This window comes from Acinetobacter sp. AG3 (assembly GCF_022343575.1).
Classification (GTDB): domain Bacteria; phylum Pseudomonadota; class Gammaproteobacteria; order Pseudomonadales; family Moraxellaceae; genus Acinetobacter; species Acinetobacter guillouiae.
This window is the reverse complement of record NZ_JAKQZD010000001.1, coordinates 1403039-1427452: the sequence shown is the minus strand read 5'-3', so window position 1 is coordinate 1427452 and position 24414 is coordinate 1403039. Positions and strand designations below refer to the sequence as shown.

Genomic DNA, 24414 nt, shown 5'->3' with positions numbered 1-24414 from the left:
GCCAAACAGCACAAGCAAAAATCAGCTAAATACTGTTTAAATTTTAAATCATTCAAGTCGGCCTAAAAAATGAATAAGCAAATGAAAGGAAAATTATTTACCCCCCTAATGCTCTGGTCACGATATGACAATAAATATGCTTTGGTTAACTTATACTCACAAAACAACAATACTTTTACCTTGAATAGTAAGTCAAAAAATCGTTATTAATAAATTACATGTTTAATTTTTCATCACATCATTGATGAAAGAATAATCTTCAATGATGTATTTCCGATCTCAAAATTAATATTAAAACTGTAGAGGTAATATGTTAATGCTATTACTCATCGCAATACTTATTCAAATCATCTCACTCTGGGCCGTTTTCTTTTTTGCACTTCATCGAACAGTCGGAAGTATCACTACGATTGTCATTGCAATTCTGAGTGCAGTGATCAGCCCATGGTCTCTCATCCTTGGTCTACCGCTTATTCTCATCAGTTTAGTGTTACTGATTGAACCACTGCGAATGCAAGTTTTGACTAAACCGGCCTATAAAACATTAGCCAATGCAATGCCAAGCATGAGTACCACTGAACGTGAAGCATTGGATGCGGGTACCAGTTGGTGGGAAAAAGAATTATTTATGGGGGCGCCAGATTGGGAAAAATTTAACAATTACCCCTACCCGACGCTTAGCAATGAAGAGCAATCTTTTTTAGATCATGAGGTTGAACAACTCTGTCAGTTGCTAGATGAATGGGAAATTCATCAAAATAAAGACCTGAACGCTGAGACATGGCAATTTATTAAAGACAATGGCTTTTTTGGACTCATCATCCCTAAAACTTATGGTGGTCGTGAATTTAGCTCTTTTGCACAAAGTCGCATTATGAGCAAAATTGCTTCACGTTCATTAACCACCGCTGTAACCTGTATGGTGCCTAACTCATTAGGACCGGGTGAGCTTTTACTGAATTATGGTACAGACGAACAAAAAAATCGTTATTTGCCCGGCTTAGCCAAGGGTGAAGAAATTCCTTGCTTTGGACTCACCAGCCCTGAAGCGGGTTCTGATGCTGGGGCGATTCCAGATACTGGCGTGGTTTATTATGGAGAGTTCGAAGGTCAACAAGTGCTTGGCTTAACAATGAATTTCTCAAAACGCTGGATTACTTTAGCACCCGTTGCAACAGTAGTCGGTCTCGCCTTCAAACTGTATGACCCAGATGGCTTATTGGGAGATAAAACTAAAACTGAGTATGGTATTACCTGTGCACTTATACCCGCCTCTCATGCAGGCGTAGAGGTTGGACCAAGGCACCATCCGGGTGGTTCTCCATTTATGAATGGTACAGTTGAAGGTAAAGATGTTTTTATTCCAATTGACTGGATTATTGGTGGCGCAAAAAATGCCGGGAATGGCTGGCGTATGCTGATGGAATGTCTGGCTGTTGGACGTGGTATTTCACTTCCTGCACTGTCTACAGCCGCAGGTGAAATGACATATTTATCTGTAGGTGCATTCGCTAAAATTCGTCAACAATTTAAATTATCAGTAGGTAAGTTTGAAGGGGTGCAAGAAGTTAGTAGTGACATCGTCAGCCATACCTATATGCTGGAAGCTTTTCGCTATTTAGTCACTTGCGGTTTAAATCAAGGTGGCAAACCCGCTGTTATGACCGCGATGGCAAAATACTATGCCACTGAAACGATGCGAAAAATCGTCAATCATGGTATGGACATCACAGGTGGTCGTGGTATTCAACAAGGTCCGCGTAACTTTCTTGCCAATATGTATCAAGCTATTCCGATCTCGATAACAGTTGAAGGGGCAAATATCTTAAGCCGTTCGTTAATGATCTTTGGTCAAGGTTCAATGCGTTGCCATCCTTATTTATTTGAGGAATTACAACTGTTACAGGCCGAAGATAAAGCCTCTGCCTTAAATACATTTAACACCATGTTATATCAACATTTAGGCTACACCTTAAACCGTGGCGCGCGTGCGTTCACTTATGGATGGTTTGGGGCAAGTAGTCAACGACCTGACTCATCAGATGCTTTTACTCAACCTTATTATAAAATCATCAATCGATTCAGTACTGACTTCGCCCTAACCGCAGATATGTGTCTTGGACTGTTAGCCGGTGATATTAAACGTAAAGAAATGCTCTCAGGGCGATTAGCTGACATTCACTCCAAAATGTTTATTGCGACAGCCATTCTCAAATTTTATGAAAATGGTCAGAGATCCTCGCAAGAACAGGTACATGCCAAACTTGCATTAGACGAAACGCTTTATGATGCCCAAGAAGCATTTTATGGCTTATTTGATAATTTTCCGATTCAAATTGCATCAAGTCTGGTTAAATTTGTTTGTTTCCCATTTGGTCGACCAATCAAGAAACCGAGCGATCGTCAAAAGAGTGAAGCAGCGGAACTGCTCATGCAAGATAACCCGTTCCGAGATTATTTAAAAACGCAGGTTTATTATACTGTTGATCCGAATGATGCTTTTGGACGAATGGAAGCCACCTTCAATCTACTCACAACTGTTGAAGACGATTGGAACAGCTTTAAAAAAGCAGAATCTAAAGGTGAATATCAAGGGCTAACATTTGAAGAGCGCATACAGGATGCAGTCACTCGTGGCTTAATCAGCGATGATTTAGCCACAAAATTAACCCAATATAATGCACTTCGTTATGACAGTATGCTCACAGATATTTTTGATGAAAAATTAGAGCAGGTGTTGGTATTAGAAAATCCTCATCTTCACTCAACTTAACTCGATTTGGTAAATGCCATTTAACAGATAAGGCAATATAAAACCTTAACCATAAACAGCGATTCACCATCGCTGTTTTTTAACATAGACATATTGCCAATGGGTTATTTGCCTATTTCGGTATAGTGTTAAAAATATAACAGCTGAGGAAAAAAGACGATGTCTCAACAAGATTATGAAAATGGCTTAAAAGTCCGTACAGAAGTAATGGGGGAAAGTTTTGTAAAACGCGCTCAAGACAACACTGTTGCTTTTACAAGACCTTTGCAAGACTGGATCAATGAGCATGCATGGGGTTCAACTTGGCAACGTGAGGGTGTTTTACCACGTAAATACCGCTCTTTGATTACCATTGCATTTTTAGTTGCACAAAAAAGCCCAACCGAACTAAAAGGTCATATTCGTGGTGCATTGAATAATGGTGCAACAGTTGAAGAAATTCAGGAAGTGTTACTACACAGCCTACCTTACTGTGGCGCACCCACAACCCAAGAAGCATTTCGTGCCGCGCTCGAAGTCATCAATGAATATCAAAAAGAATCATAAACAAGCAATACCTGCTAATTCTTCAATATAGGCCATGCTCAAAACTATGGCCTATATTGCCGAGTTAATTCCAAAACACATTAAAACTATAAAAAAACTCATCCACTTCAAAGCGGACATGATATCCCAGTTGAGTTAACTCAGAAGAAAGCTCCCGAATATCCTCTAAAGCTAGATGTTTAGGTAGAACTGTAAAAGCCACAGTATTGCCCTGCTTGGCATTCTCTTCAATCATTTGAGCCAAACGACCTTTATATAGCTCTATATTTAAGTTTGAGTTGGCTGCCAATCGTTTCGCGTCTTCAGCATGAATAAACATTGTTCAAATTCCATATTATTGTTTTCAAAGATGTCACTACAAGATATAAATAAATATCGGAATACGCTGTATGCTTTATGTTCGAAGGCACATGCTAGAAAATATAGTCACTATAAGATCGTATAACCATCTAAAATTATAAGAATTTTTTCAATTATTCTGGATAAACTTGTAGCCAAGCCTGTACATAAAAATTGAAATAAATCCAGTGCTTTATTTTAATCAAATTTAACTTTTGTATTTAAAAAGTAAATGATAATTGTTATTATTTACTTAATTTTTAACCTTTCCGTATTTGATTGCCTATGAATAGCCAGACTGAACTCGATGTACTAAACGCATCAGTTTCAACTCCGACTGTATCAACACGAGCTAAATCCGCACCCTCTCTCATACAATATCGCGTCATGATTGCCTATCGTTTTGCTCTGGCAATTCTTGGTGGTTATCTGCTTGCATCTTTGTCCGCTATAGTGATTGCAAAAGCATTTGCTGATTATCGTGCCGCGGCTGCGATGAGTGCAACGCTACTTGCTTTCTGTATTCACTGTGCTGCATTCATTTGGGTTTTTATGGTCAATAAGACATTAAAAGCCAGCTTAGGCATACTTCTTCCAAGTATCATTTTATTTGCCATTTATAAAATGATGGGGAATTAAGATGCGCGTAGATGCAAAAGTTGAAGGTCCACGCCAATCCATGTCATGGTTACATACATGGGCAAGCTTAATTCTTGGTTGGTTACTCTATGCAATTTTTTTGACAGGAACATTGAGTTTCTTTCAGTCTGAAATAACGGCTTGGATGAAACCAGAAATACACCAATCCGTTCCAAGTGATTCTCAAGTACAGCAAACCCAAGTTGCCTTAGATTATCTACAAAAGAACTATCCTGATGCTGGTAGTTGGACGATTCAATTACCCAATTCTAGACAGACCACAACTGAATTAAATATTCGTAAACAAGGTGAAGATCTACAAGCACGGCGTGGTGGGGAAAGGATCACTATTGACAGTGCAACTGGACAAGTTATTGAAGCACGAGACACCCGTGGTGGTGGCTTTCTATATCGCTTTCACTTTGAACTGTATGGATTTGATCGTATTTGGGCACGTTGGATCGTCGGTTTAGCTACGATGCTGATGTTTGTGGCAATTATCAGTGGCATTATTACCCATAAAAAAATTTTTAAAGATTTCTTTACGTTCCGTTCAGGTAAAGGACAACGCTCTTGGTTAGATGCACATAATGCCACAGCTGTTTTTGCCCTTCCCTTTCATATCATGATCACCTTCAGTGGTTTGTTATTACTGATGTTTATGTTTATGCCTTGGGGAATCAACCAAGTCTATAAAGATCGACAAGAGTTTTTTCAAGAGATGCGCGGCGGTGCAGTTCAGCAAAATAATGCTCACAATAGAAATGCTGAAAACCGTTCTGGATCCGCAAATACAAATCAAACTCAAGGTCAAAATGAACAACGCTCGCGAGGCGAAAGAGGCAAAAAACATCAACAAGATGTTGGTCATCCTGCGCCACTCACCGACTTAACCCCGCTTATTACAACCGCGCAAGCACAGTGGAAAGAAAATCCGATTGCTTCTATTCAAATCATTGCGCCAAATACATCCAATGCGACCATTGAACTTCGCGCTTTATATGCGAAAAGTGCGGTTCAGCGTGGTGTTTACCCCATTTTAAAATTCGATGGCGTGACTGGCAAAGACATCAGCGAAACGGCTCAAGCAAACAATGCCTCTATCCCAATGGGGATTTACAATGTGGTGACTGTATTGCATGAAGCGCGTGGTCTTGATTTAACCTTCCGCTGGTTATTGTTCTTCTCTGGTGTAATGGGCACCTTAATGGTTGCAACGGGGCTGATCTTATGGTGCGTCAAACGTGCACCGCAACAACAAAAACAAGGTTATAAATCATTTGGTTATCGTTTCGTTGAAGTGATGAATATTGCTGCTGTGATTGGATTACCTATTGCATGTGCCGCCTACTTCTACGCCAATCGTTTCATTCCATTTGAAATAGAAACACGCTTAAATTGGGAAATTAGAGCTTTCTTTATTGTATGGTTAGCTACGTTAATTTATGCAGCGATTCGCCCACATCGCCAAGCTTGGCTAGAACTTCTATTGTTCTCTGGTGCTGCTTTTGCCCTATTGCCTATTGTCAATTTTATCACGGGTGGTCAAGCACTTTGGAACAGCATTGCCAATGACCAATGGATGATTGCGTCTTTTGATTTAATGACATGGTCGCTTGCGATTTTGTTTTTCTACTCATTTTATAAAGTTAAAAAACATAAAGGGCTTCCTGTCAAAAAAGCCAGAAATGTACCTTCAAATAAGGAGATTTCAGCGTGATTTTCTTCTTATTAATTTGGTCTTTGTCTAGCTTGGCTTTTATCGCGCTTGCCAGCGCAATGTCAAAACATCAAAAACAGTTCTATGGACATGAACTAAGCCCCAAACAAACCCAACTTGCTTCTATTACTGGTTGGGCTTTACTGCTGATTTCACTGATCATTTGTGTCATGTCAGGGCAGCTGAGCAGCATGCTCAGCATTTGGGTTGGAGTACTGACCTTTTCAGCATTATTTGTTGGGGTGTTATTAAGCTATTACAGTTTAAAAATGAAATTGGCTGCCAGCTTTTGTGTGGGTATCAGCTTAATCACAAGTGTGATGCTACTCATTTAAACTGTTTCACAAAAATCAGTTATAATCATAAGCCAATCTGCGGATTGGCTTTTTTTATCAAATTTATTGCCTTGTATTGGTATTTTTATGTCTAAACCACTTTCAATCCCTTCAGAATTACTCAATCGTGCTGCAATGGGTAATCCAGCTGCACAATTTGAACTTGCTGAAATATATATGCAAAGTGAAGATGAAGATAACAATCAACTTGCAGAAGAATGGGCACTCAAAGCAGCACAATTAGGCCATGTTGAAGCCATGTATTGGTTAGGTGAAGGCTATGCTTATTATGCAAAAGATATCCTTGAAGAAGATCCTAAAGAAGCCAAGGCTTATTTTGAACATGCCCATCGCTGGTTAGAGCAAGCGGCCAAACATCAACATCCTGCTGCGATTTTAGAGTTATCCAATTTCTATCGCCGTGGTGATGTGGTTGAAAAAGATCTGCTGAAATCAGTAGAGCTGGTTGAGCAGGCAGCAAAACTGGGTGAAGTTCAAGCCATGCGTGATCTTGTTTGTATTTATGAACACGGGATGGGCGTTGATGTTGATGAAGAAAAAGCTGATTTTTGGGCTGAAAAAGCCAAGTCAGCTGAAGGCACTTCGGTATAATTTGTAAATTTAAGCCCATATAAAATGGGCTTAAATTTGATTCACTAATTTAATTACCTAAATGCACAAAAATTACATCTAAATCTTGTTTAGGTACAAAGTTTTTCTCAACCATTTGGAATTGTGTCGGGCTAATTTTATTGACTTTACCTTTCCAACAAAACGATACCAACTCTCCCGGATCTCGTTCAATGGTCAATTTAAAGTTTTCAATCGGTTTTGCCCAATTTGCCCCAGTAGTCAAAATATAACTCAGTGCATTAAAAGGCGAATGTTCCGACTGTGCTTTTTTCAAGCCTTTCTTAAAATTACTATCCATACAAAATTGTTGATTATATTCATCTGGATATAGTGCAACCGAACCACCCACTAAAGGTTTATATTGATGTTTTACCTGTGTAATTGAATTGGCTTTAAAAGTTTGCTTCCAGCTATAAACCACTTGTGATGACCAGTTGATGACTTCATCTGGATTTTTAGGCAAAATGCTTTTTACTTTAGGGTTTGAACAGCCTTTTAGTTTCTTTTCAAATACCCCATATTCATCACTTTTGCGATTCCAAGGATTTAACATTTCAGTTTGTGAAAAGCCACACTGTTTAAATAACTCAGTGACATCAATCGCTTTAGACTTTTCATCTCTTTGTATAAATGTCTGCACATGCATTGTCGGTTGAACTGCTTTTCCATTAACCTGAATTTTAAAACTTTTTAATAAATCCTCAGTGTGGGCAAAATCGGATTCAAAAGCATTATCAACTCGTGGTAAAGGGAACAAAACAGTTTCAGTAATATCCTGATTACTGAGGTTTTTAAATTGATAATCGACCTTAATTAATTTTTTACTAATGAATAAGTCTTCACGTTGCATGGCAATATTTTTATTTTTAAGGTACTCAATTCCCCCTGTTCCCACATAGCCTGTAGAATCATTGGCGAAAGCTGATGTCGCTGTCAGAATCGATGTGATCAATATGATTTTTTTCATTCTCTTTAATCCAAATCAGTTAATCCAAATCAGGAAACTCTATTGTTTGATAATGCACACAATAAATGGATTCATCAAAAATAATATGTGTAGCAATCTGTTTGATAATCTGCTCTTGTAAAAGAATTTCTTTTTCTAAAACTTCATTCCAATAGATTGAGTTTTCTGAAAAATTCTCATAATAATCCAGTACTTCAATCATCGCATTAAACAAAGCCACTAAATGCTGGCTTTTGTTTTGATTTGATACCATCAAGAAAAAGGCATCCAAAGAAATCACCTCAATGGCCGCTAATTCCTCATAATCATCGGCATATTCATCTACGCAAGCATTTGATTGTCGAATTCGCTTTTGATAATCAATTAAATTTTCTTGATCAATATCCTGAAATAATTGTTTTTTATCAATTTTAATTTGATAATTTTGTTCGATAGCAGATTGAAAGTTCGGTAATTTTTCATAAAAAGCAAAAACAGCTTTCACCAAACTTTTCCGCTGTTCAAGCGAAGCCTGCTCAATGGCTTGTCGCAATGCAAAACTATGCTGATCAATTATTTTTACAATATCCATCAATTTAATCTCCCCGATATTCACTTTTTTAAACCAAAAAACCCAGAGATAAAAAAAGCAAAGTACGCAGCATAATCACAAATACAGCAATCATCGTGGCACAGCTCTAGCACTTGGCAAACGCTTAAATGCATCATCTTGATTTTATTTCTGTTTATAGATCAGTAAATACTGATCATATTTTTGCATAGCTTAGCGATTCAAAACAATTCTATCTTTTAGTTGAATATTAACCAACTACATTTGAACTCTATTAAAATCTAGGTACAATAGTCGCCAGTCGAGGGATGCTGCGACTTTTTCACAGGCACATAAATGTGAAATCGCTAGGCTCGACGATTCGGTCAGACCTTCGTGCTGATCAACAACGGCATCCGCGAACTGAATGATCAATATTTTTTTAATATAAAGGAGATCGTGATGAACGCGGTTAATGCTTCATTTACAGATTATAAAGTTGCAGATATTTCCCTCGCTGACTACGGTCGTAAAGAAATCAAACTTGCTGAAGCAGAAATGCCAGCATTGATGGGCTTACGTAAACGTTATTCAGCAGCAAAACCTCTTGCTGGCGCAAAAATTCTGGGTTGTATTCATATGACCATTCAAACTGCTGTTTTAATTGAAACACTGGTTGAATTAGGCGCAGAAGTACGTTGGACTTCATGTAACATCTTCTCAACTCAAGACCATGCAGCAGCAGCAATTGCCGCATCTGGTGTTCCAGTATTCGCTTGGAAAGGTGAAACTGAAGAAGAATACATGTGGTGTCTTGAACAACAAATCAATGTTAATGGCACACCTTGGGATGCCAACATGATTCTTGATGATGGTGGTGATTTAACTGCTGTTGTTCATGAAAAATATCCTGAACTTATTGCTAAAATTCATGGTATTACAGAAGAAACGACTACGGGTGTTCAACGTCTAAACGAAATGTTCCGTGATGGTACTTTAAAAGTTCCTGCAATTAACGTGAATGATTCAATCACAAAATCTAAAAACGACAATAAATATGGCTGCCGTCATTCATTAAATGACGCCATCAAACGCGGTACAGATATGTTGTTATCTGGTCGTCGTGCGCTAGTAATTGGTTATGGTGATGTTGGTAAAGGTTCTGCTCAATCTCTTCGCCAAGAAGGTATGATTGTACGTGTAACTGAAATTGACCCAATCTGTGCAATGCAAGCATGTATGGACGGTTATGAAGTTGTTTCTCCATATAAAAATGGTGTACAAACAGGTAAAAAAGAAGACATTAACCTAGACCTTCTTCAAAATACTGATTTGATCGTAACAACTACAGGTAACTACCACGTATGTGATTCTGCAATGTTAGATACATTAAAAGCAGGTTCAGTGGTGTGTAATATCGGACACTTTGATACTGAAATCGATACAAACTATTTACGTGGTTATAAGTGGGTTGAAGTTAAGCCTCAAGTGCACCAAGTGTATCGTACAGAAAATGAAAATGATTATCTGATTCTTCTTTCAGAAGGTCGTTTGGTTAACCTTGGTAATGCAACAGGTCACCCTTCACGCGTGATGGATGGTTCTTTTGCAAACCAAGTATTAGGTCAAATGCACTTATTCGCAGAAAAATTTGCTGATCTTCCAGAAGATCAAAAAGCAGCACAGATCCGTGTTGAACTGATTCCTAAGAAATTAGATGAAGAAGTTGCTGCTGCAATGGTAGTTGGTTTTGGTGGTGTATTGACGCAATTGACTCAAGTTCAAGCAGATTACTTGGGCGTTGCAGTTGAAGGTCCATTTAAAACTGAGGCTTATAAGTACTAAGTTTTAACCCCCTCTCCTTCGCTTTCTCCCTTAGGGAGAAAGAATATTCATTTACAGATTAATGAATATAAAGGCGAAGTCCTCTCCTTTTAGGAAAGGACTTCGAAGAGGTTAGAACAAATTAAAAAAGTATGAATAAAAAAGGATTTAACCATGACCAAACGTGTTCCAATTTCGTTTGAGTTTTTCCCGACCAAAACTGATGCAGGGGCGGAAAAACTTAAGCTTGTTCATCAAGAATTACAGCTTTTAAATCCAGAGTTTTTCTCGATTACTTATGGGGCTGGTGGTTCGACGCGTGAACGTACATTAGCCGCAATTGCTGACTTTAATGGTAAAGGCACACCTGTTGCCCCTCACCTTTCATGTATTGGTGATGACAAAGTACGTATTGCTGAATTACTCGATATCTATAAAGCTCAAGGGATTGATCGTATTGTTGCACTTCGAGGTGACTTACCTTCTGGTCAAGTCGGCCTTGGTGAGCTTCCTTATGCGACTGATTTGGTTCGTTTTATTCGCGAACACTCCGGTGATCATTTTAAAATTGAAGTTGCGGCATATCCTGAAATGCATCCACAAGCTGACAACTTTGATGCAGACATTAAGCACTTTGCAGAAAAAGTCAAAGCTGGTGCAAATGCAGCCATCACTCAATTTTTCTTTAATCCAGATGCCTATTTCTATTTTGTAGAGCGTATCCAAAAACAAGGAATTGATATTCCTGTTGCGCCAGGAATTATGCCAATTACCAATGCCAGCAATTTAATCCGCTTTGCAGATGGGACAGGTGCAGAAATTCCACGCTGGATTCGTAAGCAACTTGCGACCTATGGTGATGACACTGCAAGTATCAAAGCTTTTGGACATGAAGTTGTGATCAAACTGTGTGAACGCCTTATTGCAGGAGGTGCACCAAGTTTGCACTTCTATAGCATGAATCATACTGAGCCAAACCGCCAATTGGTACTTGATCTCGGTTTAGCTTAAATCAAAATTGCATCATCAACTTGTGAGTAATACTGCATGCCCCGTTTTTATATTGAAACTGATTTAGCTGTCGAAACTACGGTTGAACTCACTGAAACAGTATTTCATCATTGGGTCAAAGTATTGCGTGCACAAGTGGGTGAAAAAGCCACCTTGTTCAATGGACAAGGGGGTGAATATGAAGTGACTTTAACAGCAGTCGCTAAAAAATCTGCTTCTGTTTTAGTCAATTCATTTAATCCAGATAACCGTACCCCTGCTTTTACAGCGCTACTTGGACAAGTCATGAGTAAGGGCGATCGTATGGATTATGCGATTCAAAAAGCTGTGGAATTGGGCGTAGCTCAAATTCAACTGCTCACATCAGAACGTTGTGAAATGCGTTTAAAATATGATCGAGATCAAAAAAAATTAGATCATTGGCAAGGTATAGCGATTGCAGCTTGTGAACAGTGTGGTATGAATCTTGTTCCGCAGATTTTAGCGCCATTAAGTCTAAATGAATGGATCAAAACTGAATTACCGCAGAGTAAATTTGTCCTTGCGCCTGAAAAAGAGCAGACAGATGTACTGAAAGACATAAGCCCAGATATTGCCCTTTTAATTGGCCCTGAAGGTGGTTTAAATGAAGCTGAAATTGATCAGGCGAACCAATATGGATTTAAAAATTGGTGCATCGGTGATCGTATTTTAAGAACTGAAACAGCACCTGTAGTTGCATTATCAATTTTGAATTATCAAAGCTTTAAAAAGTGATGTATGTCATGTAAAATAATTGCAAATTGGATGATTTCACAGTATTTTAATTCCAAAGAAACTATTAATTAGCAAATTTTAAATAGTTGCTCCGTTAAACCTACACATTCTAAAAATAGCAGAGGTGCAAGCGCTAATGAATGATGTTCAGGAAGAGCTTCTTTCATATGATGTGAATTCGTCGAACATCAGAAAGATAACCAAAGATATCCGGATATTTTTTATTTGGGTATTTTTTACGTGTATCTGTGACGCTTTAATTTATCTTTACTTATTTAAGACCTCCTCTGAATTATTAAGCGGTTGGTTTATTCTGACTATTTTATTTATATTATCGGGATTTTTTTCTTCTACCTATCTGTTACAACAAAATAAAGTTCAAGTATTTAAAAATATTGATCTTTTCTTTCAGTTTTCTTGTTTGATCTTAGGAAGCTTATTTGGGATTGGCGTTTATATCATCAATTTAGAATTTATGATGATGCCAAATGTGGTTGACCCATTTTTTTCATTTCTGTTATCTAGCTTTTTGCTGAGTTTTTCATATGTTTTAGCAATGAATTTTCTCAATCAAAGATTTAGTTATTTTATTGCTTTATTTGTTCCATCTGCGATTCCGGTGCTCACGCTCCCTCTGCTTTTCCCTCAAAATACCAACGAAATCTATAGCACCATTTTCATTGTTTGGTTCTCTTTATTATTCTTTAGCACATATGCTTCACATAAAATTTATATTAATTCTGAAATATTAGACCTGAAAAATAAGTTTTTATTTAAGCAATCACAAGAACAACTTGCAAATTATAAAGGCTTAGAAATACAACTTAAAAATGAAATCTCAAAAACACAGGTCATGAAAAGTGAATTGCAGTTACATAATCATTTATTAGAACAAAAAGTAAAAGAACGAATTTTCGATTTTAAACAGATGAATGACCGCTTAGAAAATCATCAAGCCAACTTAGCTTTTGCCCATGAAACCGCGGGTATTCATTCTTGGGTCTGGAATATTGAAAAAAGAACTTTTGAAATTTCCGACTCAAAAAGCGGTGCAGAATTCAAACAACTCAATCTAAAACACAATAGCGTAGATGAATATGTTCATCCTGATGATATTGTCAATTATAAAACCATCCTGAAACAACACATCAAAGGCCAAACTGAGCGCTTTGAGGCAATCTACCGTGTTAAACGAGATGGTCAATGGTGCTGGATTCAAGACATTGGCAAAGTGGTTTCTAAGAATATCAATAACAAACCGCTTAGAATGGTGGGTATCCAACGCGACATTCAAAAAGAAAAGACCGACCAAGAAAAGTTAAAACTCGCCGCAAATGTATTAGCACAAGTGGCTGAAGGTGTTTTTATTTTAGATAATAATTTATGCTACTTAGAAGTAAACCCTTATTTTGAAAAGCTCTTAGATTACAAACAACACAATATCGTTGGAAATCATCTATTTGATATCACCATTAACAATAATTCTCGCACCCAACAAATGTATAATGTGATTACTCAAAGTTTAATTCAAAAAGGAGAATTTGAGTCTGAATTACAGATTGATTTTACCTCTGGGAAGAAACTTGCACTTTGGGTACACATCAATGCAATTTATGATGAAAAAAATAAATTTTCCAACTATGTTGGCATTATTACCGATTTAACTGATCGTAAAAAACAAGAGCAACGACTCTCGTATTTAGAACATTATGACATCCTAACCGATTTGCCAAATCGCTTTTATTTCAAACAACAACTGCATAATTATTTAATTCACTATTCTGATTCATTTAAAAATTTTGCGGTTTTACGTATCAACATTGACCGTTTTAAATTATTCAATGAATTTATGAGCCATAAAGAAGGTGATGAATTATTAAAACAAGTCGCTCACAGATTAAGATTATGTTGTCCAAATGCCTCTCTGATCGCTTATTTAAATAATGATGATTTTGCAGTGATCTATAATTTAAGTAGCAATAACATCAATATTCATCAACATACGCAACATATTTTAGATGCATTTAAACAACCTTTTGATGTTAAAGAACAAGAACAAACCATCACCATTTCTATTGGCGTTGCGCTATATCCAGAGCATGGCTTACAGCTCGACAGTCTCAATGGTCATGCAGAATCAGCATTACACGAAGCCAAGCGTTTAGGCGGAAATACCGTATATTTTTATTCAAACAAAAAAACGCCGTTGCTCAATCAAGGGATCAACTTAGAAAACGAATTAAGAAAAGCCATAAAGCACAAAGAACTGACCGTACATTATCAACCTAAAATCTGTGTTAAAACTCAACGCATTTATGGTTTTGAAGCATTAGTCCGTTGGCAACATCCAACTTTGGGTTATATCTTGCCAGACATTTTTATCCCGCTTGCCGAAGAAACCAGCCTCATTTCAGATATTGGTTTAATTGTATTGCATGAAACCTGTAAGCAAATACAACAGTGGCAATCCTTGGGTTTTGATCATTTTAGGGTATCGATTAATATTGTTGCACAACAAATTTACCGCGGACAGTTAGTCAAAGATATCGACTACGCCCTTAAAAAATATAATATTTCGGGTGATATGCTTGAACTAGAACTGACTGAATCGTCTTTGTTTGATAAATCAGAAGAAGTCAATTTTCTTCTACAACAATTAAAAGATCGCCATATTTCTATTTCTTTAGATGATTTTGGAACAGGCTACTCATCTTTAGCTTATCTAACCAGTTACCCTTTTGATATCTTAAAAATAGATCGTGCTTTTATTTCAAAAATTGGACAAGAAAAAGACGAAGCAATCGTCAATGCGATTATTGCTATGGGCAATGCAATCGGCATTACCTTGGTGGCTGAAGGCGTTGAAACTAAAGAACAAGCACTATTTTTACAAAAACACGGTTGTTATATTTTACAAGGCTTTTACTTTTCCAAAGCATTGTCATCTGCCGACAGCACAAAATATTTGGAACAGCATAAACTTATAAAGATTTGTTAATTTTTTTAGACTTTATATCTATTACTTTGTTTGAAATAACTATTTTTTGACTGTCGGTATCTCTCAACAAATGTTATATTCGATGAAATTTAGTCAAACCACCAGCCTCGCTGGAACATGTAATAATCGAGATTCAGATGGATGATCAATCTTTAAAACAGCAAGCCCTTTACTATCACGAATTTCCAACACCAGGAAAAATTAGCGTTACGCCAAGTAAGCAACTTGTCAATCAACATGACCTTGCGCTTGCTTACTCACCAGGTGTGGCAGCGCCTTGTTTAGAAATTGAAAAAGACCCTTCAAAAGCAGCGCTTTATACTGCTCGTGGCAACTTGGTTGCAGTGGTCAGTAATGGTACAGCCGTTTTAGGTCTAGGTAATATTGGTCCATTAGCATCTAAGCCTGTAATGGAAGGCAAAGGCGTATTATTTAAAAAGTTTGCTGGTGTAGACGTTTTTGATATTGAAATTGCTGAAAATGATCCTGACAAAATTGTGGATATCGTTGCGGCTTTAGAACCTACTTTTGGTGGTATTAACCTCGAAGATATTAAAGCACCTGAGTGTTTTTATATTGAGCAAAAGCTTCGTGAACGCATGAAAATACCTGTGTTCCATGATGACCAACACGGTACATCAATTATCGTAGGTTCAGCCCTTCTCAATGCTTTGCAATTGAATGGCAAAAAAATTGACGAAATCAAAATTGTTGCTTCAGGTGCAGGTGCTGCGGCACTTTCTTGTTTAGACTTGCTGTGTGCAATTGGTGCTAAAAAAGAAAATATCGTGGTTGCTGACTCACGCGGTTTATTGACCACTAAACGTGAAGGCTTGGATGAGTCTAAAAAGCGTTATGTGCAAGATATTGAGGGAACTCAACTTGCAGATGTGATTGCAGATGCCGATATGTTCCTTGGCCTTTCTGCGGCAGGCATTTTAACCAAAGAAATGGTTAAAGTCATGGCGGCTGATCCAATCATCTTTGCATTGGCAAACCCAGATCCAGAGATTTTACCTGAACATGCGCATGAAGTACGTCCAGATGTAATCATGGCAACTGGTCGTTCAGATTATCCGAACCAAGTAAACAATGCGCTTTGCTTCCCTTATATCTTCCGTGGTGCGCTAGATGTTGGCGCTACGACGATTAATGAAGAAATGAAAATTGCTTGTGTACATGCAATTGCACGTATGGCACATGTTGAAGCGGATGCCGCATCTTATGGTGAAAAATCTGCATCATTTGGTCGTGATTATTTAATTCCACGTCCACTTGATCAACGCCTAATTCTTGAAATTGCTCCTGCTGTTGCACAAGCTGCAATGGATTCAGGTGTTGCAAGTCGCCCAATTGCGGATTTCTCGGCTTATCGTCAACGTCTATCTGAATTTGTTTATAATTCAGCATTGATGATGAAACCAATTTTTGCACAAGCGAAAACAGCGCCTAAACGTATTGCTTATGCGGAAGGTGAAGATCTTCGTGTATTACGTGCGATTCAAATCGCTGTTGATGAAGGTTTGGCACAACCTATTCTGGTTGGTCGTACTGCAGTCATTGAAGCAAATATCAAGAAATTAGGTTTGCGTCTTGAACACGGTGTAAATATTACCATCGTAGATCAAGAAAAAAATCCTGATTACGATAAGTTTGCAGATGACTATTACAACTTGATGCAACGTAAAGGTGTAACGCCTGAGTATGCACAACGTGAAACACGTCGTCGTTCTACCTTGATCGCAGCAATGTTGGTTCGTCATGGTCTTGCAGATGGTATGCTATGCGGCACTTATGCAAGTTATGATATCCATTTAGACTTTGTAAGAAATGTGATTGGTTTAAAAGAAGGTCGTAATAACTTCTTTACGCTTAATGCATTGATGCTTGAAGATCGCAATATCTTTATGGCTGATACATATGTAAATACCAACCCGACTGCTGAACAGTTGGCTGAAATGACTATTTTAGCGGCTGAGGAAGTTCGTCGTTTTGGTATGACGCCAAAAGTTGCATTACTTTCGCATTCTAGCTTTGGTTCAGATCAAAATGATCCAAGTGCACAAAAAATGCGTAAAGTATTTGAAATCTTGACTGAAATCGCACCTGAATTAGAAGTAGATGGTGAAATGCATGCAGATGCTGCACTTGATGAAAATATTCGTCATTTTGCATTCCCAAATTCACGCTTCAAAGGTTCAGCGAACTTGTTGATTATGCCAAATCTTGATGCGGCAAATATTTCATTCAACTTGTTAAAATCAACGTCAGGCAATAATGTGACTATTGGTCCTATCTTGCTTGGTGCTGCTAAACCTGTGCATATTTTAACACCTACAGCGACAACACGTCGTTTGGTTAATATGACAGCTTTAACCGTTGCTGAGATTCAACAAGCTGAAGGCTAAGCTTGAAGTCAATTTAACATCAATACCGCAGAACTTTAGTCAATCACTCAAGTTCTGTACTTGAGAAAACCTCTATTCTGATGCATGATGGCAGTAAGAATAGAGGTTTTTTCATGCAAGTTTATTTAGTAGGCGGTGCCGTTAGAGATCATTTACTCGGTCATCCCTATCACGAAAAGGATTATGTTGTTGTTGGCGCCACGCCAGAGCAACTTCTTGCCCAAGGTTATCAACCCGTTGGGAAAGATTTCCCTGTGTTTTTACATCCCCAAACAAAAGAAGAATATGCCCTAGCCCGTACTGAGCGTAAATCGGGACACGGTTATCATGGATTTGAGTTTTTTACCGATCCAGATGTCACCTTGGAAGAGGATTTAATTCGTCGTGACTTAACCATCAATGCCATCGCGATGGATGAAGCAGGTCAAGTGTACGATCCCTATCATGGACAAGATGATTTAGCACATAAAATCCTACGTCATGTTTCAGACGCTTTTGCAGAAGATCCTTTACGCGTACTGCGTGTGGCTCGTTTTGCTGCTCGTTATGCACAATATGGTTTTCGTATTGCTGATGAAACACTTGCATTGATGCGTCAACTGGCTGAATCTGGCGAATTAGAAGCATTGACACCTGAACGTGTTTGGAAAGAAACCTCTCGTGCTTTAATGGAACGTCATGCCGATGTTTACTTTGAAGTGTTACGTGAGTGTGGTGCATTAAAAGTGCTCTTTCCTGAAATAGATGCCCTGTTTGGCGTTCCACAACGACCTGAATATCATCCTGAGATTGATTGCGGTATTCATACACTGATGTCTTTACAGCAAGCATGTAAAGCCAATTATTCTTTAGATGTTCGTTTTGCCGTATTGGTACATGACTTGGGCAAAGCTTTAACACCGAAAGATGAATTACCTCGTCATATCATGCATGAAGAACGTGGGATTCAGCCTGTCACAGATGTATGTGATCGTTTACGTGTACCTACTCAAACGAAACAGCTTGCTCTAGCAGTATGTAAAGAACATCTAAAATGTCATCAGGCTTTTACCTTAAAACCAGGCACCTTATGGCGTTTGTTACAGCGATTAGATGTGCTACGTCGTCCTGAGCGGGTCGAAGCTTTTGCGCAAGCCTGTGAATGTGATGCTAAAGGCCGTTTAGGTTTAGAAAATCGCGAATACCCACAAGCGCATTATCTATTAGATGCAATGAAAACTGTACGCACGATTAAAGCATCGGATTTACCCTCAGATATTCAAGGTCCTGATATTGGTGAAATGTTGATTCAAAAACGTATTGAAGCGATTGCTGATTTAAAGCATGAGTTAGGTCATCATCATCATACGGTATAAAAAATGCCTCTCAGTAATGAGAGGCGTTTTTAGATTTTAGATATCGTATTTTCTTTTAAATAACATCCAATCATTCATTGACCATAGCATGAATAAATATCTACCTATGGTCCAAAACGACATTATTTCAAGACACATCCGCAGGAAATGTAATCACCTTTTCCAACTTCATTTGGTTCATCACCACCATTAACAAACGATCAATTCCCAAAGCTATACCCGCACATTCCGACATATTCGGTAAAGCAGCGAGCAAATACTCATCGATTGGCATCACATGTAGGCCCAGCTTTTCACGCTCTGCATTATCTGCTTGAAAACGACTACGCAAAACCTCAGCATCAATCAACTCATCATAGGCATTGGCGAGTTCTAACCCTTCAATATAGAGCTCAAAACGTGCAGCAACGAACTCACCATCCTCATCCAGTTTGGTCTTTGCCAAAGAGGCCAATTCTGGGGGAAAATCAGTTAAAAATACCGGCGTATCAAAACCTAAACTTGGCTCAACCATATGAGAAAATAACAAATCAATATAGGCTAAACGATCATCACCCAAATCAAGATTGAGTCCTACACGGTGTGCCGCATCTTTTAATTGTTGCAACGTTGCTTGCAGTGGATTCAAGTCCAAACGATCAATAAATGCATGCTTATAACTGAGTACGGTTGGTCGAACTTCACCAAAACGTTCAGCCAAAACCACATTCAATAAATCAGTGACTTCTAACATTAAATCTTTCAAGCTGAACTGCGGACGATACCATTCCAACATGGTAAATTCACTATTGTGCTTACGCCCATGTTCATCATCTCGAAAAACTTTACAAATTTGATAAATCGCGCCACTGCCACTCGCCAATAAACGCTTCATGGCAAACTCTGGTGAAGTTTGTAAATAATGCGTTTGTTTTTTGCCATGTAGATGACGCTGAGCCTGTACAGAAGCCAGATGGACATCGGTTACACCCGCTTGAGACAAGATCGGAGTTTCAACCTCTAAAACATCACGCTCAATAAAAAATTGGCGAATTTGTCTATAGAGTTTTGCTCGTGCTTTAAGCGCCTGAATATCACATGTTGGTTTAAAATCTATGCTCATGCTTTTGGCCCTCCATGAGCAGCCCATTCACGGCGCAAAGGATAAGTTTTACGAAGGTAATCAAAGGCTTTTTGATCCACCTTGCCGTCCTTTAAGCAATCTCTTAAATTTTCATCATCTCGCTGAATATTGTAAATTTCAGCTAAGTATTTTTTTAGCGTTTGTTTAATGTTATTGCCATAAAAATATTGTTCACATGCCGGTAATTGTGATTCAAATTTCTTATGCGCGGTATAGGCAAATGTTTTACAAAATGCGTCATAAATCATCTGAGTACCACGTGCTTTACCTTCCAGACTGTAACCCGCAATATGTGGCGTCACAATTGTAATTAAATCCAATAGACGTTGTGAAATCTCAGGCTCATGTTCAAATACATCCAACACCACTTTACGACGTGTTTTTAAGATATCTGCCATTAATGCCGCTTCTTCAACAACAGCACCACGCGCAGAATTAATTAAGATGGTTTCAGGCTGCATTAGCGCCAATGCATCAGCATTGATTAAATGATGTGTTGCAAACGGCCCTGTTTGGGTTAAAGGCACATGTATGCTGATCGCATCGGCTTTCTTTAATAAAGCGTCAAATTCAACTTGCTGAACATTTTCTCGTTGTACCAAGGGATCATAGCCAATGACATTCCAGCCCAACAACTGAGCCATATATGCTAATCGTGTTCCCACATTGCCTAAACCAATAATGCCTAAAGTAAACTTTTTCCCTAAATCTAGAAAATCCTGATTGAGATACAGTAAAGCCGTGATGACATATTCTGCAACGGCTTGTGCATTGCAACCAGCCGCATTTGACCATGCGATTTGGTGCTTTTCTAATGCTGGAATATCTAAATGGTCTGTCCCTATGGTTGCACTACCGACAAATTTTAGTGCTGTATCTTGGATCAACTGTTCATTGACTTTTGTTATAGAGCGTACCAATAACGCATCTGCATCATTCACATCATGATGAGTCAAATTGCGTCCTGCTGCTTGATGAATGGTTCCGAATTCTGAAAAGAAATATTCAGTAAATGCTAGATTTTCATCTGCAACAATTTTCATAGCGTCATCCACAAGTTTAACTGCCGCTATGATAAACCTTTGAACCACTTAAGACTATGCAGTTCATACATCAAATTTTTTAAATATGGCATAAAAAACCCGCAAGATGACTTACGGGTTTTTAATTCTGAATATTTGTTTAGAACAAACGATTCATACCATTCAATGTTGCCACACGATAGGCTTCTGCCATTGTTGGATAGTTAAATGTCGTTTCAACAAAATACTTAATGGTATTGTTTCCACTTTGCATCACAGCCTGTCCAATATGGATAATTTCAGCCGCATTATTACCGAAACAATGCACACCTAATAACTCTAAGGTATCACGGTGGAATAACAGTTTAAGTTCACCAACGGTATCCCCTGTAATTTGCGCACGTGCCAAATGACGGAATGATGCTTGTCCAACTTCATATGGAATTTTTTCAGCAGTTAACTGACTTTCAGTTTTACCAAAGAATGAAATTTCAGGGATGGTGTAAATCCCCGTTGGAATATCTTTCACTGGTTTAACATTTTCTTCGCCGCTCATATTTGAACCAGCGCAACGACCTTGGTCATATGCTGCAGAAGCAAGGGACGGCCAACCCACAACATCGCCTGCTGCATAGATATTTTCAACTTCGGTTTGATATTGATCATTTACCGCAAGTTGCCCACGGCTGTTTGGTGTAATACCTACATTTTCAAGACCTAAACCATCGGTATTTCCTGAACGGCCATTACACCAAAGAATGGCATCAGCTTTAATTTTTTTACCGCTTTGCAAATACAAGACCACATGATCATCAAACGTTTCTAAATGATCAATTTGCTCATTGTGACGCATCAACACGCCTTGTTCACGTAAGTGATAAGACAACGCATCTGCAATTTCATCATCGAGATAACTGAGCAGCTGATGCTGTGTATTGATCAAGTCAACTTTATGGTCTAAACCAATAAAGATAGATGCATATTCACAACCAATTACACCTGCGCCATAAATGATAATTTTATGAATTGGATAATCCAGATCTAAAATTTTATCTGAATCAAATACACGCGGATGATTAAAGTCTAAACCTTGTGGGTGATAAGGACGGCTACCTGTTGCAACCACAAGCTGTTTGAAAACTAAAGTTTCTTTAACACCATCTTCGCTAAAAATAATCACCGTATTTTTATCTTGGATATATGCGCGACCGTGAAATACATCAATATGGTTACGGTCATAAAAACGTGAATGTGTATCAACTTGCTGTTGAATCACTTTATGCGCATTACGCAAAACTTGCTTCATAGTGAATTGTTTCCAATCCCCTACTTTTTTAAACATTGGATCACGTTGGTAACGGATAATACTTGAAACTGTCTGACGTAAAGCCTTACTTGGGATGGTGCCGACATGGGTACAGTTACCACCAAGTTGCTCACGAATATCTACAATTGCAACACGCTTACCCGATTTAGCAAGCTTCATTGCCGCGCCTTCACCAGCAGGACCAGAGCCAAGTACGACCGCATCGTATTTCACAAATTTCCCACTAACGACTTCTTTCTTACGTGGCATTCAAAGCTCCTTATAGTAAATTCAGTCTATATCTTGTCTTATGCGATATTATGACCTAAACCAAAACAATTTTCTGTATTTCGCATGCATATATTCTGTGATAACGACATTTAGTATATGAATAGTGTTTTTGCCCTATCTTTTTGCATTTCCGCTATAATGAGCATAATCTCCCCCGTAGAAAACAGTGGAAAAGTTGAATATGTCAGAGAACCGTAAACCAGAACAGGGTGTCAAATTACGTGGCGCGGAAAAAGTTGCTCGTATACCTGTAAAAGTTATTCCCACGGTTGAAGCACCACGAAAGCCGGATTGGATTCGTGTCAAAATGGCTGCGCCTGATGAAGTTCAACGAATCAAAACCACTTTACGTGCACAAAAATTACATACTGTGTGTGAAGAGGCGGCTTGTCCTAACCTTCCAGAATGTTTCGGTGGTGGTACTGCAACCTTTATGATCATGGGTGATATTTGTACCCGTCGCTGCCCGTTCTGCGATGTTGCACATGGTCGTCCAAATGCACTTGATCCTGATGAACCTCGTCATATGGCAGAAACCATCGCCAATCTCGGTTTAAAGTATGCAGTGATTACCTCTGTAGACCGTGATGATCTTTTAGATGGTGGTGCGCAACATTTCGTTGATTGTATTCAAGAAGCACGTCAACTCAGTCCAAAAACATTATTAGAAATATTGGTTCCTGATTTTCGTGGTCGTATGGATATTGCACTGCGTATCATGACTGAATGTCCACCAGATGTATTTAACCATAACATCGAAACGGTACCTCGCCTCTATAAAGCGATGCGCCCGGGTTCAGACTATCAACATTCTTTAAACTTATTAAAAATGTTTAAAGAATACTGCCCTGATGTGCCAACAAAATGTGGTTTGATGGTGGGTATTGGTGAAACCGAAGAAGAAGTGATTGCCCTGTTAGATGATCTACATGCACACGGTGTTGATTATGTGACAATTGGTCAATACTTACAGCCTTCTAAAGAACATGCACCAATTGACCGTTTTGTCACACCAGAAGAATTTGAGCGTTATACTGCACACGGTCACAAGCTTGGTTTCAGAAATATCTGGGCTGCTCCAATGGTTCGTTCAAGCTATTTTGCAGATCGTCAATATTATGGTGAACCTGTTCCAGTGGTACGTCGTAAAGTTGATCCAGCGAAAAAAATTGCGGTACAAGCCATCGAAGCTTAAGTCATCGTTCACAAATTTAAACGTCAAAAAGCACTCAATATTGAGTGCTTTTTTACAGATATTTTTAATCTTTAACGACACTTCCCTGTAGTTTTACCTTCAACACTGCTCATACTGCTTTGTAGTTTCGTCAGTGTGGAACATTGTAAGTTTCCTGAAATCATGGATTTATTTAAACTCAATGTTGACGATACCTGACCTGCAAGCACATCCCCCTCAACAGAAGAATTGACTAACTTTAATACTTTGGCTGTATTGGCTTGCACATTTCCACTCACTGAAGAATTATTTAAAATCAAACTCCCACCATTGAGTACATTCACATTTCCATCAACAGATGTACTATTTAAAGTACATGTTGCACCTGCTGGGACAGTTAAGTTTGCCACAGCATTATTGCTAATTGTACTTGAACAATTTGCAGCAAATCCAAGAGGAGCTACGCCTAAACCACATGCAATTGTGATGAGCTTTAAGAAACGCTTTTTCATTGACATTACCTTTTTGTATTATGAATTCAAAATTTAGAATAAATTTATTGTTGAATGATTTTAAAATATACAGTTAGAAAGTTTAATGACAAATATGTTGATTTCTTTTAACTGGGAATAATGAATATAAAAATGGATGACGCTTTAGCTTAT

Annotated in this window: 20 protein-coding genes; 13 read left to right on the top strand and 7 right to left on the bottom strand. The window is 38.3% G+C overall.

The window, feature by feature from the left end:
• Positions 1 to 316 precede the first annotated feature (316 nt).
• Together L3V46_RS06605 and L3V46_RS06600 are read left to right on the top strand one after the other, a co-directional pair.
• Positions 317 to 2773, top strand: coding sequence for an acyl-CoA dehydrogenase (locus tag L3V46_RS06605; RefSeq protein WP_239045250.1), 2457 nt, complete (start codon positions 317 to 319; stop codon positions 2771 to 2773).
• Positions 2774 to 2932: 159 nt separating this feature from the next.
• Positions 2933 to 3319, top strand: coding sequence for a carboxymuconolactone decarboxylase family protein (locus L3V46_RS06600; RefSeq protein WP_004823072.1), 387 nt, complete (start codon positions 2933 to 2935; stop codon positions 3317 to 3319).
• Between the two features lie 64 nt (positions 3320 to 3383).
• Here L3V46_RS06600 and L3V46_RS06595 read toward each other — a convergent pair whose 3' ends face one another.
• On the bottom strand, positions 3384 to 3638 hold the full coding sequence (locus tag L3V46_RS06595) for a hypothetical protein (RefSeq protein WP_239045249.1): 255 nt from the start codon (positions 3636 to 3638) through the stop codon (positions 3384 to 3386).
• 305 nt (positions 3639 to 3943) lie between these two features.
• Here L3V46_RS06595 and L3V46_RS06590 point away from each other — a divergent pair, with 305 nt between their 5' ends.
• From L3V46_RS06590 to L3V46_RS06575, 4 genes are all read left to right on the top strand, one after another.
• Positions 3944 to 4297 (top strand): hypothetical protein, encoded by a 354-nt coding sequence (locus L3V46_RS06590; RefSeq protein ID WP_096734737.1) that lies wholly within the window; start codon positions 3944 to 3946, stop codon positions 4295 to 4297.
• 1 nt (position 4298) lies between these two features.
• Positions 4299 to 6017, top strand: a complete 1719-nt coding sequence (locus L3V46_RS06585) for a PepSY-associated TM helix domain-containing protein (RefSeq protein ID WP_239045248.1) — start codon at positions 4299 to 4301, stop codon at positions 6015 to 6017.
• On the top strand, positions 6014 to 6352 hold the full coding sequence (locus L3V46_RS06580) for a DUF3325 domain-containing protein (protein ID WP_239045247.1): 339 nt from the start codon (positions 6014 to 6016) through the stop codon (positions 6350 to 6352). The genes L3V46_RS06585 and L3V46_RS06580 overlap by 4 nt, the downstream gene beginning before the upstream one ends.
• Positions 6353 to 6439: 87 nt before the next feature.
• Positions 6440 to 6964 carry a tetratricopeptide repeat protein gene (locus tag L3V46_RS06575; RefSeq protein WP_239045246.1) on the top strand — a complete coding sequence of 175 codons (525 nt, stop codon included), beginning with the start codon at positions 6440 to 6442 and terminating at the stop codon, positions 6962 to 6964.
• Positions 6965 to 7013: 49 nt separating this feature from the next.
• On the opposite strand, the gene L3V46_RS06570 is transcribed toward L3V46_RS06575, so the two are convergent.
• Both L3V46_RS06570 and L3V46_RS06565 read right to left on the bottom strand, forming a co-directional pair.
• On the bottom strand, positions 7014 to 7952 hold the full coding sequence (locus tag L3V46_RS06570; RefSeq protein ID WP_239045245.1) for a DUF4424 family protein: 939 nt from the start codon (positions 7950 to 7952) through the stop codon (positions 7014 to 7016).
• A gap of 19 nt (positions 7953 to 7971) precedes the next feature.
• Entirely contained in the window at positions 7972 to 8436 is a 465-nt protein-coding gene (locus L3V46_RS06565; RefSeq protein WP_239045244.1) for a hypothetical protein, read from the bottom strand.
• A 507-nt stretch (positions 8437 to 8943) separates the two neighbouring features.
• On the opposite strand from L3V46_RS06565, the gene ahcY reads away from it, so the two are divergent.
• The 6 genes from ahcY to L3V46_RS06535 all read left to right on the top strand — a co-directional run bounded on the left by ahcY (position 8944) and on the right by L3V46_RS06535 (position 18833).
• Positions 8944 to 10326, top strand: coding sequence for an adenosylhomocysteinase (gene ahcY / locus L3V46_RS06560; protein ID WP_239045243.1), 1383 nt, complete (start codon positions 8944 to 8946; stop codon positions 10324 to 10326).
• Between the two features lie 153 nt (positions 10327 to 10479).
• Entirely contained in the window at positions 10480 to 11316 is an 837-nt protein-coding gene (gene metF / locus L3V46_RS06555; protein ID WP_034616209.1) for a methylenetetrahydrofolate reductase [NAD(P)H], read from the top strand.
• 36 nt (positions 11317 to 11352) lie between these two features.
• Positions 11353 to 12072 carry a 16S rRNA (uracil(1498)-N(3))-methyltransferase gene (locus L3V46_RS06550; RefSeq protein WP_209827187.1) on the top strand — a complete coding sequence of 240 codons (720 nt, stop codon included), beginning with the start codon at positions 11353 to 11355 and terminating at the stop codon, positions 12070 to 12072.
• A 136-nt stretch (positions 12073 to 12208) separates the two neighbouring features.
• Positions 12209 to 15070, top strand: a complete 2862-nt coding sequence (locus tag L3V46_RS06545; RefSeq protein ID WP_343212620.1) for an EAL domain-containing protein — start codon at positions 12209 to 12211, stop codon at positions 15068 to 15070.
• Between the two features lie 137 nt (positions 15071 to 15207).
• Positions 15208 to 17478 carry an NADP-dependent malic enzyme gene (locus tag L3V46_RS06540; RefSeq protein WP_004717035.1) on the top strand — a complete coding sequence of 757 codons (2271 nt, stop codon included), beginning with the start codon at positions 15208 to 15210 and terminating at the stop codon, positions 17476 to 17478.
• A 113-nt stretch (positions 17479 to 17591) separates the two neighbouring features.
• Positions 17592 to 18833, top strand: a complete 1242-nt coding sequence (locus tag L3V46_RS06535; RefSeq protein WP_239045241.1) for a multifunctional CCA addition/repair protein — start codon at positions 17592 to 17594, stop codon at positions 18831 to 18833.
• 127 nt (positions 18834 to 18960) lie between these two features.
• Here the strand turns inward: L3V46_RS06535 and epmA are convergent, their stop codons facing one another.
• The 3 genes from epmA to sthA form a co-directional block, all read right to left on the bottom strand.
• Positions 18961 to 19935 (bottom strand): EF-P lysine aminoacylase EpmA, encoded by a 975-nt coding sequence (gene epmA / locus L3V46_RS06530; protein WP_239045240.1) that lies wholly within the window; start codon positions 19933 to 19935, stop codon positions 18961 to 18963.
• Complete coding sequence (locus L3V46_RS06525) at positions 19932 to 20999, bottom strand: 4-phosphoerythronate dehydrogenase (protein ID WP_239045239.1); 1068 nt, start codon at positions 20997 to 20999, stop codon at positions 19932 to 19934. Before L3V46_RS06525 ends, epmA begins: the two co-directional genes overlap by 4 nt.
• A 139-nt stretch (positions 21000 to 21138) precedes the next feature.
• A complete protein-coding gene (gene sthA / locus L3V46_RS06520) occupies positions 21139 to 22554 on the bottom strand; it encodes a Si-specific NAD(P)(+) transhydrogenase (RefSeq protein WP_004717049.1) in 1416 nt (471 codons plus the stop codon).
• 202 nt (positions 22555 to 22756) lie between these two features.
• Here sthA and lipA point away from each other — a divergent pair, with 202 nt between their 5' ends.
• Positions 22757 to 23770, top strand: a complete 1014-nt coding sequence (gene lipA / locus L3V46_RS06515) for a lipoyl synthase (protein WP_004717052.1) — start codon at positions 22757 to 22759, stop codon at positions 23768 to 23770.
• A gap of 71 nt (positions 23771 to 23841) precedes the next feature.
• Here lipA and L3V46_RS06510 read toward each other — a convergent pair whose 3' ends face one another.
• On the bottom strand, positions 23842 to 24261 hold the full coding sequence (locus tag L3V46_RS06510; protein ID WP_239045238.1) for a hypothetical protein: 420 nt from the start codon (positions 24259 to 24261) through the stop codon (positions 23842 to 23844).
• Positions 24262 to 24414 lie beyond the last annotated feature (153 nt).

Excerpts from the sequence above, each read along its gene's own strand:
- L3V46_RS06535 (WP_239045241.1), top strand. The coding sequence starts at position 17,592 with ATGCAAGTTTATTTAGTAGGCGGTGCCGTTAGAGATCATTTACTCGGT.
- sthA (WP_004717049.1), bottom strand. The coding sequence starts at position 22,554 with ATGCCACGTAAGAAAGAAGTCGTTAGTGGGAAATTTGTGAAATACGAT.
- lipA (WP_004717052.1), top strand. The coding sequence starts at position 22,757 with ATGTCAGAGAACCGTAAACCAGAACAGGGTGTCAAATTACGTGGCGCG.
- L3V46_RS06570 (WP_239045245.1), bottom strand. The coding sequence starts at position 7,952 with ATGAAAAAAATCATATTGATCACATCGATTCTGACAGCGACATCAGCT.
- metF (WP_034616209.1), top strand. The coding sequence starts at position 10,480 with ATGACCAAACGTGTTCCAATTTCGTTTGAGTTTTTCCCGACCAAAACT.
- epmA (WP_239045240.1), bottom strand. The coding sequence starts at position 19,935 with ATGAGCATAGATTTTAAACCAACATGTGATATTCAGGCGCTTAAAGCA.
- L3V46_RS06540 (WP_004717035.1), top strand. The coding sequence starts at position 15,208 with ATGGATGATCAATCTTTAAAACAGCAAGCCCTTTACTATCACGAATTT.
- L3V46_RS06600 (WP_004823072.1), top strand. The coding sequence starts at position 2,933 with ATGTCTCAACAAGATTATGAAAATGGCTTAAAAGTCCGTACAGAAGTA.
- L3V46_RS06525 (WP_239045239.1), bottom strand. The coding sequence starts at position 20,999 with ATGAAAATTGTTGCAGATGAAAATCTAGCATTTACTGAATATTTCTTT.
- L3V46_RS06545 (WP_343212620.1), top strand. The coding sequence starts at position 12,209 with ATGAATGATGTTCAGGAAGAGCTTCTTTCATATGATGTGAATTCGTCG.
- L3V46_RS06595 (WP_239045249.1), bottom strand. The coding sequence starts at position 3,638 with ATGTTTATTCATGCTGAAGACGCGAAACGATTGGCAGCCAACTCAAAC.
- L3V46_RS06575 (WP_239045246.1), top strand. The coding sequence starts at position 6,440 with ATGTCTAAACCACTTTCAATCCCTTCAGAATTACTCAATCGTGCTGCA.
- ahcY (WP_239045243.1), top strand. The coding sequence starts at position 8,944 with ATGAACGCGGTTAATGCTTCATTTACAGATTATAAAGTTGCAGATATT.
- L3V46_RS06590 (WP_096734737.1), top strand. The coding sequence starts at position 3,944 with ATGAATAGCCAGACTGAACTCGATGTACTAAACGCATCAGTTTCAACT.
- L3V46_RS06550 (WP_209827187.1), top strand. The coding sequence starts at position 11,353 with ATGCCCCGTTTTTATATTGAAACTGATTTAGCTGTCGAAACTACGGTT.
- L3V46_RS06510 (WP_239045238.1), bottom strand. The coding sequence starts at position 24,261 with ATGAAAAAGCGTTTCTTAAAGCTCATCACAATTGCATGTGGTTTAGGC.
- L3V46_RS06585 (WP_239045248.1), top strand. The coding sequence starts at position 4,299 with ATGCGCGTAGATGCAAAAGTTGAAGGTCCACGCCAATCCATGTCATGG.
- L3V46_RS06605 (WP_239045250.1), top strand. The coding sequence starts at position 317 with ATGCTATTACTCATCGCAATACTTATTCAAATCATCTCACTCTGGGCC.